We start from the raw sequence: 16,805 nt of genomic DNA on the forward strand, positions 1-16,805 counted from the left end.
TGATAAATATAAGAATGGTTGATAGTTATTTACCATCAACCATTCATTTTTATTATTTTAATTCTTTAATCATGATATTTCTATACCAAACTTCATCTCCATGGTCTTGTAAACCAATCTTTCCACTTTTGTAGGTTCCAAAACCTTCCCATTTGGCAAATTTACTTCCAGCAATCAGTGCTTTCCAATTGTCATCCCACATAGTAGTTTTAACCACCTCTACGCCATTTAGTATTAAAGTTAATTTACCGTTGTCGCTAATAATTTCTGCTTTGTTCCATTCGCCAACAGGTTTAACCGGCTCGCTTGTGCTTTTTACCATGTCGTATAAATCACCAGCTCTGTGTTTGGTTATTTTACCATCTTTATGGCCATCATTGTCAATTACTTGCATTTCTGGACCAGTTAAGTAAGTCTGGCTATATTTTGGGCTTTCGAAAACATTAAAGATAATACCGCTATTAGCGTTTGGAGCAACTTTCCATTCTAATTTTAAATGGTAATTTGCATATTCCTTATCGGTAACTAAATCGCCACCACCATCTTTACCCTTTTTTGCAGGATTCATGTGAATTGCTCCATCTACAACTTCCCAGGCAGAGCCAACACCAGTTTTGTTATAGGTGTGCCAACCTGTTGTGGTTTTGCCGTCAAATAATTTTACAAAGCCCTTCTTTTTAGTCTGAGCAACAGAGCCACAGCCCATTGCTACTATTGCTATTACTGCAAATATGTATTGTTTCATGTTTCCTTTTAAATTAATATTAAGCACCTAAAGTCCAACCTTTACGGTACTCTCTTTTTACAAATTGATTTACATCATCGAAGTTCGTTACTTTCATTTGGTTATTATCCCAAAGCAATTTAGTGTATCTACCTGGATAAGTAATTTTTCCGTTAGCATCTTTACGTTGAATATCAGCACCGCGAATAGCTAAGTTCGCCATTAATAAAGCCTCAGTTAAAGGTCCAGCAATTTCAAATGGAGAACTTAATTCTTGTTTGCCATAACCAGCAATTGAAGCTTCTACCCATTGGGCATAATGTCCATTTGCTTGGTCTTTAACACGGGCAAATTTTTCTTTCACTTTGATATCTGCATTTTTTGATAAAGGCAATAAACGAGGATTAGCACTATAAGTACTTGCCATCATTTTACCTTTTGTACCAATAAACAAAGTGCCATTTCCACCATCGCCAAAAACTTCATTGGCACCAAGTTCTACAGGTCTTTCTGGTTGTATACCACCATCCATCCAGTGAACTGTAACATCACCTTTGGTTTTATTAGTTTTAGGGAATTTTAAAGTTACGTGGCTAGAAGGAGGACAACTGTCTGGGAAATACCCACGTTTAAATTCATCAACATAAACAGAACCAACGCTGGCTTCTACTTCACTTGCATATTTAAGATTTAAAACGCTAAATGGTGCTTCTAGTAAATGGCAACCCATATCACCTAATGCCCCGGTTCCGTAATCCCACCATCCACGCCAGTTAAATGGTACTAACTTATCTACATAGTCTTTGTAAGGAGCGGTTCCTAACCATAAATCCCAATCTAATTCTTTAGGGATATCTGCTTTATTTGCAGACCATGGAATACCTTGTGGCCAAACAGGTCTATCAGTAAATGCATAAACAGTATGCACATCTCCAATTAAACCTGCATCGTACCATTCTTTCATTTGTCGTGGACCATCATTTGATGCGCCTTGGTTACCCATCTGAGTAACAACCTTATATTGGGCAGCAGCTGCAGTTAAAGCACGAGCTTCATAAATGTCGTGGGTTAATGGTTTTTGAACATAAACATGTTTACCTAATTGCATTGCGGCTAAGGCTTGTATAGCATGGTTATGATCTGGCGTAGAGACTGAAACAGCATCAAAGTTTTTATGTTCTTTTTCATACATCTCACGCCAATCTTTATAGAATTTTGCTTTCGGGAAAGCTTTTACACTATCGGCAGCTCTACGTGTATCTACATCACAAAGGAAACCAATATCAGCTTTTCCGCTTTTTGCAAACATAGCAACATCGCTTTTTCCTTTTCCACCTACACCAACACTAGCAATGATTAACCTATCACTAGGAGCCAAATATCCCTGACCACCTAAAACATGACGAGGTACAATTGTAAATGCTGCTGCTGCGATTGCACTCGTTTTAAGAAAGTTACGTCTGCTGTTATCGGTCATTTCTTTTTTTAGTTTTTCCATTTGATTAATGTTTAAAGTCCAGGTTATTTTTTAAGTGATAAGATATATTTTACCATTGATTTCGCTTCGTCTTCAGTAATTTTAGTATGTGGTGTCATTGGTACTGCGCCCCAAACACCTTTTCCACCTTTTATAATTTTGCCAGCCAATAAAGCTATATTTTCATCATTTGATGGATATTTAGCAGCAATTTCTTGGTACGCTGGCCCAATTAGTTTGTTTTCTTTATGGTGGCAACCCACACAGTCAGATTTTACAATTAGCAATTCTCCTGCATCCATTGCAGGTTTAGCAGCAGGAGTAGAACTTGATGCCGTAGTAGTACTTTCGGTTGAGTCACCAGAGCCACCACAGGCAGCAAAAAATAGAGTAAGTCCGCTTAAAAATAAGAATGTTTTTTTCATCAATTTATGTTTTTTAATGGCATGAGCATATTGTGTAAGATGGGCTCATAATGGTTTCATTTGTATGTTTGTTTTTTATTATATGCCTAGTATTGTTTTGTTAAAATCTTGGTTTCCGCCAGATGCGGCAAAATCATCAAACGCTTTTGTAGTAACCGGAATAATGTGATTTTTAATAAATTCAACACCTTCGCGAGCTCCTGTTTCTGAATCTTTAATACAGCATTCCCACTCCATTACGGCCCAACCTTTAAAATCGTACTGTGTTAATTTGCTAAAAATCTTTTTAAAATCTACTTGTCCATCTCCGGGAGAGCGGTATCTTCCTGCTCTGTTTGCCCAACTTTGATAGCCTCCAAATGTACCTTGTTTACCTGTCGGATTAAATTCGGCATCCTTAACGTGGAAGGCTTTAATTCGCTCATGGTAAAAATCGATGTATTGGATATAGTCTAATTGTTGCAACACAAAGTGTGATGGATCATACAATAAACATGCTCTTTGATGATGATTAACTTTGTCTAAAAACATTTCATAGGTTTCTCCATCAAATAAATCTTCTCCAGGATGAATTTCATAGCAAACATCAACCCCGCAGTTGTCAAATTCATTTAAAATAGGCAACCAACGTTTCGCTAATTCGGTAAAACCATCATCTACTAAACCTTCTGGTCTTTGTGGCCAAGGATGAAAAGTATGCCATAACAAAGAGCCACTAAAAGTAGCATGTGCTTTTAAACCTAAATTCTGAGAAGCTTTAGCGGCATATTTCATTTGCTGAATGGCCCATTCTGTTCTCGCTTTCGGATTGTTTTTTACTTCTGGTGCAGCAAAAGCATCAAATAGCGAATCGTAGGCAGGATTTACAGCAACCAACTGACCTTGCAAATGTGTAGAAAGCTCTGTAATTACTAAGCCATAAGAAGCAACTTTTGCCGTTAATTCATCAGCATAGGTTTTGCTTTCTGCAGCAAGTTTTAAGTCTATAAATCTTTTGTCTAGTGTGGGCATTTGTATGCCTTTGAAACCTAAACTTGCTGCCCATTTACAAATTCCATCAAGGGAATTAAAAGGGGCCTCATCTCCAATAAATTGGGCTAAAAATATCGCTGGTCCTTGTATTGTTGTCATTATATTATACTTTAAAATCGAACCATTTCTGATCGGATTTGCTTGAAGCTACTACATTTTCTATAAAAGCCATTCCTCTAATTCCATCATCAGCATTAGGAAAATCTAGCATTGCTGCACTAGGTTCTTCGCCAATTTGTTTAGCCATAATAGTTTGTGCAAAGTTTTTATAAATATTAGCGAAAGCTTCTAAATATCCCTCTGGGTGACCAGATGGGGTTCTGGTATTGTATTTAGCAATTTCTGAATTGTAGCCATTACCAGTTCTGTAAATTTGCATAGGTTGATCTAACCACTTTACAGTTAAAGTATTTGGTTCCATTTGATGCCATTCTAAACCGCCTTTTTCGCCATAAACATAAATTTTAATTGCATTTTCTTCACCAGCGGCAATTTGTGATGCAAATAAAACTCCATTGGCACCATTGTTAAATTTAAGTAGCACGTTGCCATCATCATCTAGCAATCTATTTTCTACTACAATATTTAAATCTGCACATATTTTAGTGATTTGCAAACCAGAAATATATTCAGCTAAATGTGCTGCATGCGTACCAACATCAGCCATGCAACCGCTTATGCCACTTTTTGATGGGTCTGCTCTCCATGCTGCCTGCTTGTTATCTGCATCTGCTGGAAGGCTTAACCAACCTTGAGGATACTCAACAACAACCTTTCTAATTTTGCCCAATTTACCATCGGCCACCATTTGTTTAGCTTGTTTAACCATCGGATATCCTGAATAAGTATGGGTTAAACAAACCATTAATCCGGTTTCAGTTGCTTTTTGCTTTAGAATTTTGGCCTCAGCAAGGCTAAAAGTAATTGGTTTATCAATTAATACATGAAACCCATTTTCTAGAGCCAACATAGCTGGTTCAAAATGTAAATTATTTGGTGTAACGATACTCACAAAATGCATTCTCTCTGATTGTGGAAGTTTGCTTTCTGCAATAATCATTTCTTTATAGCTGGTATATATTCTGTCTTCTGGAAGAAATAGCTCTTTGCCAGAAGCGATTGCATTAGCTGGATCACTACTTAAAGCTCCACAACTCAATTCTATTAATCCATCTAAACTAGCAGCCATACGGTGAACAGCGCCAATAAAGGCTTTTTTGCCACCGCCTACCATGCCCATTCTTACTTTTTCTTTCATATTTAAAAGTGGTAAGTTGTACGTTATAAGTTTACGTATCACTTATAACGTATCACTTTTTACTTACTAAAGGTTTCCTTTTTTCAATTCTGTTACTGCAAAATCACACGCTCTTGCAGTTAATGCCATATATGTTAATGATGGATTTTGGCATGCAGCTGATGGCATACATGAGCCATCAGTTACAAATACATTTTTAACCTCATGCATTTGATTCCATTTATTTAAAACAGAAGTTTTAGGATCAAGACCCATTCTTGCTGTTCCCATTTCGTGAATTGCCATACCTGGCTCAGAACCATTGTCGAATGTTTTAACATCTTTAAGGCCTGCAGCTTCTAACATTTCTGCAGCATCATTCATCATGTCTACACGCATCTTTGCTTCATTGTCCCCAAATTCACAATCAATTGCTAATACTGGTTGACCCCATTTATCCTTTTTAGATTTATCTATATAAACATGGTTTTTATGGAATGGTAGTGTTTCACCAAAACCACCCAAGCCCATATTCCAATTACCTGGTGTACTAATTAAGTCTTTAAAATCTCCACCAAAAGCTAATTCTGCAATATCATTATGCCAGCCAGAACGACTTGCACCGCCTTGAAAACCAAAGCCACGAACATAATCGCGTTTATCATTGCCAACGTTTCTATAACGAGGAACATAAATTCCATTTGCTCTTTTTCCGTACGTATATTTATCCTCAAATCCTTCAGCTTGTCCATTGGCACCACAACGGAAATGGTGATCCATTAAATTATGGCCTAATTCGCCACTTCCATTACCCAATCCATTTGGATGTTCTGCAGAAGTAGAGTTTAATAATAAGAAAGTAGAACCTAAAGTAGAACCGTTTACGAAAACAATTTTAGCAAAATAATCTATATGCTCCATTGTTTCAGAATCAATTATTCTAACTCCTTTTGCTTTTTGAGTTTCTTTATCATAGATGATCTCATTAACCAAAGAAAATGGTCTTAGTGTTAAATTTCCAGTTGCTACAGCAGCTGGCAGGGTAGAAGATTGCGTGCTAAAATAAGCACCAAAGGGACAGCCGCGGCTACATAAATTTCTATATTGACAACTTCCCCTTCCGCCATGTTCAACAGTAAGATTTGCTACACGACCCATGGTCATGATACGGCTTCTGTTGTATTTTTTTTCAATGCGTTCTTTCACAGCTTTTTCTACCACATTCATTTGCATTGGAGGTAAAAAATGGCCATCTGGTAAGTGAGGATAGTTTTCTATCGCACCACTAATTCCTGCAAACTTCTCTACATAATCATACCAAGGTGAAATATCTTTATAACGGATTGGCCAATCTACACCGTGACCATCTTTAACATTTTCCTCAAAATTTAAATCACCTAAACGATAACTTTGGCGGCCCCACATTAAAGATTTTCCACCAACATGGAAGCCACGATACCAATCAAATCTTTTAACTTCTGTGTAAGGGCAGTCTAAATCATTTACCCAAAAACTTTCATTGTATTCTTGGTAAGGGTAATCTCTTTTTTGTACAGGGTGAGTTCTTTTTTGCTCTTCTGTAAGTTTGCCGCGATGCTCAAACTCCCAAGGCTTTTTCATTGCCGTAGTGTAATCTTTGATATGTTCTATATTTCTGCCACGCTCAAGTAACAGAACTTTTAAACCTTTTTCAGTTAATTCTTTTGCTGCCCAACCACCACTAATTCCAGATCCTACAACAATAGCATCATATGTATTTTGTGCAGTTGCTTTTGTATTTAAATTCATTATAAAATGAGATAAGATTTATGCGTAAACTCTTTGACCAGGCTTCATGTCAACATCGCCATCATAACGACCTGGAATTTCAACAAATTCGTATGCTTTGGTAGCTCCTATTTCAGAAGTGAAAAAGCCCAATATTGTTAAATCTCTTGCAATAGCAAAAAATTGTGGCGCAGTTTTAGGTTTTTCTTTAACCGCCATTGGATTTCCTGGTTTTTCTATTTCTGGTTTAATTTCTTTTGGATTTTCTTTAACTACTTTTTCGCCTGCTTTATTGGCATCACTCTTATCTTTTTCAGATTTTTGAGCTGCAACTGTTTCGTCACGCAGTTTAGTAACTAATTGTTCACGTTCCTTTACGCTTATTTCTAAAAAAGATTTGCTATAATCTTTTTTAGATCTAGCTTCTAAATCATCTAATCCTTTTACAAATGCATTTTGTGCATCTTCAGGATAACAATCTTTAATCATCATAGTGATAAACGGCCCAACACTAGCTGCTTTGGCCCCAGGAGATTTAGCAGTAGTTGGTATAATAATATCGGCTAGCTCTGTAACTAATTTTTGGTGTTCTGCAGTGAATAAATTTTCACTGTTTTTTCCAGGCTCGTTACAGCTATCAAACAAAGTGGCAATTGTGGTAGCTGACAATGCTCCACCAATTAAAAAAGCTACACTTTTTACGGCTTCTCTTCTGTCCATATGATTTGGTTTGGTTTTGTGCAATTAAATTAGGTAAAATATCTCAACATAAAGAAACTTAAAAAGGTAATTTATTAGGATAAGAATTAAATAGGTGTATAAAGTACACTTTGTGGCTATTTGAAGCTAAATTAAATGAGTTTGTAAAAATTAGTTTACATTAATAAATCGTTTTACCTATTATAAGGTTTGGTGCATTTTTTTACCTTTGTTCATTATCATTTTAAGGTATGAGCGAAAAAATATTAGTTTTAGGTTCTAATGGACAAATAGGTACAGAATTGGTTACTGCATTGAGAAGTGCTTATGGCAATGACAATGTAGTTGCGTGTGATATCAGAAGACCAGACTATGAGACCAAAAATGCTGGACCATTTGAATTTGTTAATGTTTTAGATAAGGAAATTTTAAAAGAAATCTTTCAAAAATATAAACCATCTCAAGTTTATTTGTTAGCAGCTTTATTATCAGCAACAGGCGAACAAAACCCAAAATTAGCTTGGGATTTGAACATGAATGGCTTGTTGAATGTATTAGATTTAGCCTTAGCCTTTAAAACTACTAAAGTTTATTGGCCAAGTTCTATTGCTGTTTTTGGTCCAAATTCACCTAAAGAGCGAACGCCACAATATTGTACAATGGATCCGAACACCGTTTATGGGATCAGCAAAATGGCGGGCGAGCGTTGGTGTGAATATTATTATCAAAAATATAATTTAGATGTAAGAAGTATCCGTTATCCAGGGTTAATTAGTTGGAAAGCTGCACCAGGCGGAGGAACTACAGATTATGCGATTCATATTTTTCATGAAGCCTTGAAAAAAGGAAGCTATTCATCATTTTTATCGGCTACTACAGAGTTACCAATGATGTATATGGATGATGCCATTAGAGGAACAATCGAGTTGATGGATGCTCCGGCAAAGGAAATTTCAATTCGATCAAGCTATAATTTTGGAGGAGTTAATTTTACACCAGAGGTTTTGGCTGCAGAAATTCGTAAGCATATTCCTGAATTTAAATTATCTTACACCGAGAATGATCCTCGTCAGGATATTGCGAATAGCTGGCCAAAATCTATTGATGATAGTTTTGCAAGAAAAGATTGGTTATGGAAGCCAGAATTTGATTTGGCTAGAATGACCGATGATATGTTAAAGAATTTGAAAAAGAGCTAAAAGACTAAACTGAAAAAGCGAAGAAAAAATAAGAAAATAAAGTAAAGGGCTGAAAGGTTGAGGGCATAAAGTCTCCTATCTCACATCTCGATACTCAATACTACAAAATAATGGGAAGAGCATTCGAATTTAGAAAAGAAAGAAAATTTAAACGTTGGGCTAAAATGGCTGTGCAATTTACACGTATCGGAAAAGATATTGTAATGGCTGTTAAAGATGCTGGGCCTCATCCAGAGACTAACTCTCGTTTACGTACAGCGATGCAAAATGCTAAAGCTGTAAACATGCCAAAAGATAGGGTAGAAGCTGCGATTAAACGTGCTTCTGATAAATCTATGGCTAACTACGAAGAGATTGTTTATGAAGGATATGCTCCTCATGGAGTGGCAGTTTTAATTGAAACAGCTACTGATAATACCAACCGTACTGTAGCTAATGTTAGGAGTTATTTTAACAAAACAAATGGAACACTTGGTAAAACAGGTTCCTTAGATTTCGTTTTTAATCGTAAATCTATTTTTAGATTTGTGCCTGCAGAGAATTTAGATTTGGAAGAGCTGGAGTTTGAATTGATCGATGCTGGTTTAGAAGAATTGTACGTAGAAGCTGATGAAGAAGGAAATGATATAGCAGTTGCGCAGGGAACTTTCGAAAATTTCGGACCACTTCAAAAAGCTTTAGAAGAAAAAGGAATTGAATTGAAAAGTTCAAAGCTAGAACGTATTGCTTTATCGCACCACGAAGTTACTGAAGAGCAAGCTTTAGATGTTTTAAAATTGATTGATAAACTTGAGGAAGATGATGATGTGCAAGCTGTTTACCATAACATGGCTGAGTAGAAATTTGTCATTCTGAACGAAACAGAAGATCTATAAATGAAGATAAAAGGGCTTGGAGATATTTCTTCAGGCCCTTTTTTTTACTGTAATTTTAAAATCTCGTCTGCTGAATTATTTCAGCATCTTAATTTTAGAAAAGACCCTGAAATAAATTCAGGGTGGAAACTTTACTAATAAAAATTTATTTCTTGTGACTAAATAACCAGGGTAATAATTCTGGCTCTGCAAATGCAGAATCCCAACTGTTATGATTTGCTTTTGGATAGATTGTATATTTTGGCTCATGCCCTAACGTTCTCAATTCTCTAAAAACACTATAAGAAAGTTGTGGATTTACCACATCATCTAAGCCACCATGAAAAATCCATAAGGGTACATTTTTGTATTTTTTAGCATTTGCGATGTTATCGCCACCACAAATAGCAAATGCTGCTGCAAATGTTTTAGGCTTACGTCTTAAAATTTCAAAAGTTCCCATTCCGCCCATAGATAAACCCCCTACATAAATTTTACTTTGATCTGCGGAAGGTTGACTTACAAAATAATCGGTTAGTTTAAGTAATAGCGACATTGACTTTGTAGATTCGCCACCTTTTACAAATGTGAAAAATCTTTTAGTATTGATAGCTTCAATTTCAACATTTGCCCAATAGCTTTCTTCTGCACACTGAGGAAAAATAACAATGGCCGAAAAACTCTTTCTGAAACTATCAGTTAAAAACATCTTTGCCCCATGTGTTAACTGTTTTTCATTGTCATTCCCACTTTCTCCTCTACCATGTAGAAAGAACAAGATTGGGTACTTTTTAGCGGAGTTATAGTTCTCTGGATAAAGAATCCGATATTTAATGGTATCAGCACCAACGATAAAATTCTCTTTTTTATACAGCGATAAATCCTGAGCAAAAGCTGATGAAATAATTAAACAAAGCGTAAAAATTAATGCTATTCTTTTCATTATTTGAATTAAATATATTTTAGGGATATGTCATCCTGAGCGTAGTCGAAGGAATTCTTCAATCTATAATTTAAAAGTCTTCGACTACGCTCAGACTGACAATATTTGTAATTATTTTATTAATTTAAAACTGGTTTCTTTAACATCTCTAGAATTTGCTCCAATAAACAATTTGAAATCTCCGGCTTCAGCTACAAATTTTAAATTCGAATTGTAGAATTTAAGATCTTCCTCTGAGATGGTAAAGGTAACATCTTTAGATTCGCCTGCTTTCAAGCTGATTTTTTGGAAACCTTTTAACTCCTTAACAGGTCTAGTGATGCTTCCGACCAAATCTCTTGTGTAAAGCTGCACCACTTCTTTACCATCATATTTACCATTGTTGGTTAATTTAACAGTAGCAGTAATTGATTTTCCGCTTGTTAATGTATTAGAACTTAACTTAATATCACTAAATGTAAAGTTGCTATAACTTAAGCCATATCCAAAAGGGTAAAGTGGATCATTAGTAACATCTAAATAATTAGAACGGAATTTTGTGAATTTTCCTGTTTCCGGACGTCCTGTATTTTTGTGAGCATAGTAAAGTGGAATTTGTCCAACGTTTTGTGGGAATGTTGCTGTTAACTTACCTGAAGGATTTACATCGCCAAATAAAACATCGGCTATAGAATTTCCTGCCTCGCTACCTGGAAACCATACATTTAATATAGCGGGTAAATTTTCATCCTCCCATTTTAATGCTAATGGGCGACCAGTAAATAAAACCAATACTACGGGCTTGCCTGTTTTTGCTAGTTCTTTTAATAAATTCTTTTGCGTTTGCGGAATTTCGATATTAGTCACACTGCTACTTTCTCCAGTAAACTCAGAACCTTCGCCCATTACTGCTACAATAACATCAGATTTTTTGGCAACTTCTAAGGCTTCTTTTATTAGTTCTGCTTCGGTTCTAGAATCGCGTTTATAAGTTGGATTATGAACATTCACATAACGATGTTCCATTACTGAGTCTGCCAAAAAATTAGAACCACGAGCGGTGATAACTTTGGCATTGTTACCTAAAACATTTTTTAAACCTTGTAAAACTGTTATAGATTTATCGGCATTTTCTGGCAGTGCAGCAACGCTCCAAGTTCCATACATATTTGCCGTATTATCTGCCAAAGGACCAATCAGACCAATAGTGCCAGTTTTTTTTAATGGCAAAGTGTTATTGCTATTTTTTAACAGAACAAAACTTTCTGCTGCGATTTCTCTAGCAGTTTTGCGATTCTCTAAGGTGAAAACCTCTTTTGCGGCTCTGCTTTCATCACAAAATTTATATGGATCTGTAAATAAACCTAATTTATATTTAGCCTCTAAAATTAACCTACAAGCACGGTTAATTTGCTCAATGGTTACTTTTTTCTCGGCTAATGATTTCTTTAAAGTATTAAGGAAACCATCACCAACCATATCCATATCGATACCAGCGTTTAAAGCTAGTGCAGAAACAGTTTGTAAATCACCCATACCATGCGCTATCATTTCGGGAATACCAGTGTAATCTGTAACTACAAAGCCTTTAAAGCCCCATTCTTTGCGCAAAACATCTGTCATTAACCACTTGCTAGCCGTAGCTGGAATTCCTTCTACTTCATTAAAAGAAGCCATAATACTTCCAGCACCAGCATCTATTGCAGCTTTGTAAGGAGGTAAATATTCATTGTACATCCTCACACGGCTCATGTCTACAGTATTGTAATCTCTTCCTGCTTCGCCAGCGCCATACAGTGCATAATGTTTAACACAAGCTAAAATTTCATTATTTGCTTGTAATTTGCCTTGATAACCCGTTACCATAGCCTTGGCAATCTGAGAGCCCAAATAGGCATCTTCACCACTTCCTTCAGAAATACGTCCCCAACGTGGGTCTCTAGAAATGTCAACCATAGGTGAAAATGTCCAGTTAATACCACTTGCACTTGCTTCAATAGCACCTATTCTAGCTGATTTTTTAACAGCGTCCATATTCCAAGTTGCGCTAAGACCCAAAGGGATTGGGAAAACAGTGTGGTAACCATGAATAACATCCATACCAAAAAGTAACGGAATTTTCAATCTGCTATTTTCTACAGCAATTTGTTGAACAGCTTTAATTTTATCAACTCCTTTAATGTTAAATAAACCACCAACTTGACCAGCTTTAATTTTTCTACTGATATCCGAACTGCTTGCCTGACCTGTAGTGATATCGCCAGAACTTGGTAAGTTCAGCTGTCCAATTTTTTCATCTACTGTCATTTTAGACATTAAATTGGTTATGAAGCTGTTCATTTTCTGTTGCGCAGGATTTATCGTTTTCTTTTGCTGAGCAGAAGTTGAAAAGGAGTGGAGAGCGGCTAATAAAAGTAGGAAGCTGAGTTTTTTCATTATGCGTGTTTTAGTATTCTATTTTATAATTGAGTTGTATTTGATGTCCTTCAGATCAAAATTTTGCGTTGGCTCTAATTTGTATTCATTTAAATACGGAGAGTAGGTACGTACTTTAATAGATTTCTTTTTGAAGTTTAAATCTAGTATTCTCAAAAAGCCGTTTCCTCCGTTAACAGAGCCTTTAACGCCTTCTTGATAATTAGCTAACATTTGATAAACTGGTAAACCTTTTTCATTAATACTAGTAAGTGTACCTACGCCTGTGTTAAGTATATGGCCTGAAAAAACAAAACGAACATTTTGATTTTTGCTGACTAATTTATTCCAAATTTGTTCGCCATCATTAACGGCTTTGGCAGCACTATCTTTCCCTATCCCGTATGCCTGTGGCCTCCATTTATCTCCTTCGCCAATTCTTGTATTGTCATCATACATATATGCATGTGTGTTAATAATGGCTAACCTATCTTGATGTTTTCCTAATACCTGATCTGCCCATTCTAACACTTCATTTCTTGGCCCGAATTCTAACGTAATGATGATCCATTTTATTTTGCCAGTTGTAATTAAGTAATAAGAGTTATCTAATTTTTCTTGTTCAAAACTACCGCCAAAGAACGGCGCCTTCGCATATTCTTTAAATGGGAAATAACTATTAAATGCAGCACTATTCCTTACGTCGGCATATTTTCCTGGTCCGCTGCCCATATCATGGTTACCTACCGCTAATACATACGGAACTTTATTATCTATTTTTGAAAAGGCCTTTTTTACGGCAATCCATTCTTTATCGTTATTGTTTTGGGTCAAGTCTCCTTGTTGCAAAACGAAGCTAATTTCCTTTTCATTTTTGGCAATCCAGTTGAGCTGGCTTTCCATAATTTCAGGGAATTTTTCAGCATAGGTTTGCGTATCAGGCAATAAAATAATTCTTGCTTTTTGACTACAAGAAGCTAAAAATAAGCTAACTACCAAAAAGTAAATTGGTTTAACGTTCATTTTATATTTTTGGGCTTTGAAAATCTAATTTTTTTAAACCTTGTTGTATTTCTGGTGCACTCATAAAAAGATTCCAGATTAAACCTGTACGGCCATTTTCTATCATTACAACTATTGGACCTTGATCTATACCAATGTAACGTTTTGGAAACCAATTAGCAGTTTCGCTGTAAGCGTCATAAAAACCGAATTCTCCCCAAACTTTATCACCGAGATTTTCATACAAATGCCTAATCATTTGCATGCTTTCTACAGGTGCATAAGGATATGAAGAAAGTGCGGCGGTTGGACTTATTACTCCGAAATCTTCATTTGGCATATGTGCAGCATAACCTTTTACTGAATAGCTAGCTGTTAAGCCCCAAGAGTTTTTACCGTAACCTTTGTAACCTTTAGGATTAGCAATAGCATAATCGTAATTGATTAAGGTGTGATTTTTATTCTCTTCCCAGTAATCAGCATATTTATCTTTTAAACCTTTAGGATTTAAACCCAAATAAGAATAGTGCGACCAAAAAAGTGGCCCAACACTTTCTCCTACAACATTATGTTTTAATTTAACAGGATGACCATATAAAGAAATATTGGTATTGATAGCTCCGTTTTTCGCCCAACCTTTATGATATACATCAGCAGGAACCCCATAAGTTGGCGAGCAGGCGGCCATAATGTAGGTAATTAAACATTCATTATACCCCGTAATGGCAAAATTCATTTTCCAACCAGAGTTTGGCGACCAATGCCAGTACAATACATTTTCATTATTTTTTCTGTAAAAATTCCAATCGATACCTTTCCAAAGTTCATCTGCTTTACTAGCTAATGCTTTTTCTTCGGCATTGCCATTTGCATAATATTGGCGAACACAAACCAAAGCCTGTGCGAGGAAAGAAGTTTCTACCAAATCTCCAGCATCATCATTTTTGCCAAAAGCTTTTGCTTTTCCGGATGGTAACATCCAATGTGGCCAAGCTCCATGAAATCTATCGGCTTTTGCCAAGAAATCAAGTCCCTTTTTAAGATGCTTATATCCTTGTTCTCTGGTAATAAATTTACGTTCAATAGCTACAATCGTTCCCATAATGCCAAAGCCACTTGCACCTGTTGCAATGATATCTTTATCATTTTGTGGATACACATTATCACTATGGTAACGCTCTCTTGAAAGACCAGAAATAGGTTCTGCACCTTCATAGAAATATTTATAGGTTTGTTTTTGAACCAATGTAAGCAATTGGTCATCAGTAAGCCTGCCTTTAGTAGACAACTTGTTTTTTTGCTGTGTACTACAGCCGCTTAATACGATGAGTAGTAGGAATATATATATAGGTTTCATTTGTGTATTCTTTAAAGATTAGGACTTGTAAAGCCTAAATTTTTCATTCCTGTTTTTACTTCAGGAGCACTCATGAACAAGTTCCATAGTAATTTACTCCTATGGTTTTCTATCATGATGATTATTGGGCCTTGGTCTATAGCTAAGGTAGAAGAAGCAAACCAAGGTTCATTTAAACTAAAAGCATCAACAAAACCGTATTCTTTGAAAATTTTATCACCTAATTTATAGTAAAAAAACTTTAAGGCTTGCATAGATTCTGTTGGTGTGTATGGGAAAGAACTTAAAGCTGCAGTTGGTGCAATCACTCCTTTATCATTTGTTGGTGAACTAGCACCATAACCCGTAGGAAGATCGCTCGCTGTTAAACCCCAACAATCCGCACTGTATCCAGCATATTTAGCAGGATTAGCAATACAATAGTTGTAATTGATTAATGTATGTGCTTTAGTTTGCATCTCATAATTTGCATATATATCCGACAAGCCAATAGGATTGATTCCTAAAAATGAATAATGTTCAAGGAAAAGTGGTCCACCACCAGCCGGACCAAGGGGTAATTGAACTCCATAATAAGAGTTTCCATTCTTTATTGATCCATTTTTCGCCCAACCTTGATCATAAACTGATTTTGGTATTGTTGACGTAGGAGAAGCTGCCGCCATTACATAAGTGATTAAACATTCGTTCCAACCTTGAATTGGCAAGTTGATTTCCCATGCATTTGTAGGGCTCCAATGCCAGTATAAAGTATTGCTATTGTCTTTTCTAAACCAAGCCCATTCTACACCATTATAAATGTAATTAATATCAGCTCTTAATGCAACTTCTGAAGCATCTGAACCGCTAAAATATTGCCTTGCAGTGATTAAACCTTGTATTAAATACGAAGTTTCAACCAGATCTGCTCCGTTATCTTTTGCGCTAAAAGGTAGGGTTGCACCAGTATTGCCATCAATCCAATGTGGAAAAGCACCATGGTGCTTTGTAGTTTTGTTTTTAAGGAAGTCTACAATTTTTTGCAATCGGGCAAGTCCTTCTGCTTTTGTAATAAAATTACGGTGAATACCAGTTACAATTGCCATTATTCCAAAGCCAGAACCACCTGAAGTAACTGTATTTCCTGATGTATTTCTTTCTCTTGCTAGCCCACTAATTGGATGTGCAAAATCCCAAAAATATTTAAAGGTTTGTTTTTGTATTAAGGTAAGTAGCTCATCATCAGTAACTCGAGGAAATTTATCGGAATTATCTAAACCTGAAACTAGTGTGATGCTAATTGGGTTAATTAATCTTCCACCACTAGATGATTTTAGCTTATCATTAATGGCTAAGGTGTAGGAAGTATATGATTTGAAGTCGTTTTGAGGTGTCAAAATCAAAACTTTATTTTCATCTTGATAAGAAATAGTTGTAGCAATCATATTTCCAGAAGCATCTGTTAATACAATTCCGCTACTTACTGTTGCTGTGTTAATGGCTTCTGTAAAACTAAATTTTACGTTAGGTTTTAGGTTGACGTTACTGTACTTTAAAGTTCCATTATAAGTATCGTTTACAGTAAAAGATAGTGAAGTATCTTTATTAATTTGAGGTTCCGTTTTACTCTTCTTGCAGCCAAAAATAAAAATAGCTAACATTATAGTCGCTAAAGTTTTGACTAAGTTCTTATCAGTTAGATGATTCATTTGGTTT

At 35.9% G+C, this 16,805-nt stretch carries 14 protein-coding genes; 2 read left to right on the forward strand and 12 right to left on the reverse strand.

Annotated elements, in window-relative coordinates:
- Positions 1-52: 52 nt before the first annotated feature.
- From FA048_RS18830 to FA048_RS18860, 7 genes are all read right to left on the reverse strand, one after another.
- On the reverse strand, positions 53-745 hold the full coding sequence (locus tag FA048_RS18830; protein ID WP_136844059.1) for a 3-keto-disaccharide hydrolase: 693 nt from the start codon (positions 743-745) through the stop codon (positions 53-55).
- A gap of 19 nt (positions 746-764) precedes the next feature.
- Complete coding sequence (locus FA048_RS18835) at positions 765-2,222, reverse strand: Gfo/Idh/MocA family oxidoreductase (protein ID WP_205943529.1); 1,458 nt, start codon at positions 2,220-2,222, stop codon at positions 765-767.
- Positions 2,223-2,245: 23 nt separating this feature from the next.
- On the reverse strand, positions 2,246-2,626 hold the full coding sequence (locus FA048_RS18840) for a c-type cytochrome (protein ID WP_136844061.1): 381 nt from the start codon (positions 2,624-2,626) through the stop codon (positions 2,246-2,248).
- 78 nt (positions 2,627-2,704) lie between these two features.
- Positions 2,705-3,757, reverse strand: coding sequence for a sugar phosphate isomerase/epimerase family protein (locus tag FA048_RS18845; RefSeq protein ID WP_136844064.1), 1,053 nt, complete (start codon positions 3,755-3,757; stop codon positions 2,705-2,707).
- Positions 3,758-3,761: 4 nt separating this feature from the next.
- A complete protein-coding gene (locus FA048_RS18850) occupies positions 3,762-4,916 on the reverse strand; it encodes a Gfo/Idh/MocA family protein (protein ID WP_136844065.1) in 1,155 nt (384 codons plus the stop codon).
- 66 nt (positions 4,917-4,982) lie between these two features.
- Positions 4,983-6,683, reverse strand: a complete 1,701-nt coding sequence (locus tag FA048_RS18855; RefSeq protein WP_205943530.1) for a GMC oxidoreductase — start codon at positions 6,681-6,683, stop codon at positions 4,983-4,985.
- Positions 6,684-6,701: 18 nt separating this feature from the next.
- Positions 6,702-7,382, reverse strand: a complete 681-nt coding sequence (locus FA048_RS18860; protein WP_136844069.1) for a gluconate 2-dehydrogenase subunit 3 family protein — start codon at positions 7,380-7,382, stop codon at positions 6,702-6,704.
- A gap of 230 nt (positions 7,383-7,612) precedes the next feature.
- Here FA048_RS18860 and FA048_RS18865 point away from each other — a divergent pair, with 230 nt between their 5' ends.
- Positions 7,613-8,560 carry an NAD-dependent epimerase/dehydratase family protein gene (locus FA048_RS18865; protein ID WP_136844071.1) on the forward strand — a complete coding sequence of 316 codons (948 nt, stop codon included), beginning with the start codon at positions 7,613-7,615 and terminating at the stop codon, positions 8,558-8,560.
- 110 nt (positions 8,561-8,670) lie between these two features.
- Complete coding sequence (locus tag FA048_RS18870) at positions 8,671-9,399, forward strand: YebC/PmpR family DNA-binding transcriptional regulator (RefSeq protein WP_136844072.1); 729 nt, start codon at positions 8,671-8,673, stop codon at positions 9,397-9,399.
- 181 nt (positions 9,400-9,580) lie between these two features.
- On the opposite strand, the gene FA048_RS18875 is transcribed toward FA048_RS18870, so the two are convergent.
- The 5 genes from FA048_RS18875 to FA048_RS18895 form a co-directional block, all read right to left on the reverse strand.
- Complete coding sequence (locus FA048_RS18875; RefSeq protein WP_136844075.1) at positions 9,581-10,357, reverse strand: carboxylesterase family protein; 777 nt, start codon at positions 10,355-10,357, stop codon at positions 9,581-9,583.
- A 111-nt stretch (positions 10,358-10,468) separates the two neighbouring features.
- Positions 10,469-12,772 (reverse strand): beta-glucosidase BglX, encoded by a 2,304-nt coding sequence (gene bglX, locus FA048_RS18880; protein ID WP_136844077.1) that lies wholly within the window; start codon positions 12,770-12,772, stop codon positions 10,469-10,471.
- An 18-nt stretch (positions 12,773-12,790) separates the two neighbouring features.
- Entirely contained in the window at positions 12,791-13,774 is a 984-nt protein-coding gene (locus FA048_RS18885; RefSeq protein ID WP_136844079.1) for a metallophosphoesterase, read from the reverse strand.
- 1 nt (position 13,775) lies between these two features.
- Positions 13,776-15,110: a glucoamylase family protein gene (locus FA048_RS18890; protein ID WP_136844081.1), complete on the reverse strand. Its 1,335-nt coding sequence runs from the start codon at positions 15,108-15,110 to the stop codon at positions 13,776-13,778.
- 11 nt (positions 15,111-15,121) lie between these two features.
- Entirely contained in the window at positions 15,122-16,798 is a 1,677-nt protein-coding gene (locus FA048_RS18895) for a glucoamylase family protein (RefSeq protein ID WP_225872583.1), read from the reverse strand.
- Positions 16,799-16,805 lie beyond the last annotated feature (7 nt).

The sequence above is a fragment of the Pedobacter polaris genome (assembly GCF_005116505.1).
GTDB lineage: Bacteria > Bacteroidota > Bacteroidia > Sphingobacteriales > Sphingobacteriaceae > Pedobacter > Pedobacter polaris.

Bases quoted from the DNA above. Each gene is read 5' to 3' on its own strand.
- FA048_RS18875 (WP_136844075.1), bottom strand. From the start codon at position 10,357: ATGAAAAGAATAGCATTAATTTTTACGCTTTGTTTAATTATTTCATCA.
- FA048_RS18865 (WP_136844071.1), top strand. From the start codon at position 7,613: ATGAGCGAAAAAATATTAGTTTTAGGTTCTAATGGACAAATAGGTACA.
- FA048_RS18835 (WP_205943529.1), bottom strand. From the start codon at position 2,222: ATGGAAAAACTAAAAAAAGAAATGACCGATAACAGCAGACGTAACTTT.
- FA048_RS18845 (WP_136844064.1), bottom strand. From the start codon at position 3,757: ATGACAACAATACAAGGACCAGCGATATTTTTAGCCCAATTTATTGGA.
- FA048_RS18890 (WP_136844081.1), bottom strand. From the start codon at position 15,110: ATGAAACCTATATATATATTCCTACTACTCATCGTATTAAGCGGCTGT.
- bglX (WP_136844077.1), bottom strand. From the start codon at position 12,772: ATGAAAAAACTCAGCTTCCTACTTTTATTAGCCGCTCTCCACTCCTTT.
- FA048_RS18840 (WP_136844061.1), bottom strand. From the start codon at position 2,626: ATGAAAAAAACATTCTTATTTTTAAGCGGACTTACTCTATTTTTTGCT.
- FA048_RS18855 (WP_205943530.1), bottom strand. From the start codon at position 6,683: ATGAATTTAAATACAAAAGCAACTGCACAAAATACATATGATGCTATT.
- FA048_RS18860 (WP_136844069.1), bottom strand. From the start codon at position 7,382: ATGGACAGAAGAGAAGCCGTAAAAAGTGTAGCTTTTTTAATTGGTGGA.
- FA048_RS18885 (WP_136844079.1), bottom strand. From the start codon at position 13,774: ATGAACGTTAAACCAATTTACTTTTTGGTAGTTAGCTTATTTTTAGCT.
- FA048_RS18850 (WP_136844065.1), bottom strand. From the start codon at position 4,916: ATGAAAGAAAAAGTAAGAATGGGCATGGTAGGCGGTGGCAAAAAAGCC.
- FA048_RS18895 (WP_225872583.1), bottom strand. From the start codon at position 16,798: ATGAATCATCTAACTGATAAGAACTTAGTCAAAACTTTAGCGACTATA.
- FA048_RS18870 (WP_136844072.1), top strand. From the start codon at position 8,671: ATGGGAAGAGCATTCGAATTTAGAAAAGAAAGAAAATTTAAACGTTGG.
- FA048_RS18830 (WP_136844059.1), bottom strand. From the start codon at position 745: ATGAAACAATACATATTTGCAGTAATAGCAATAGTAGCAATGGGCTGT.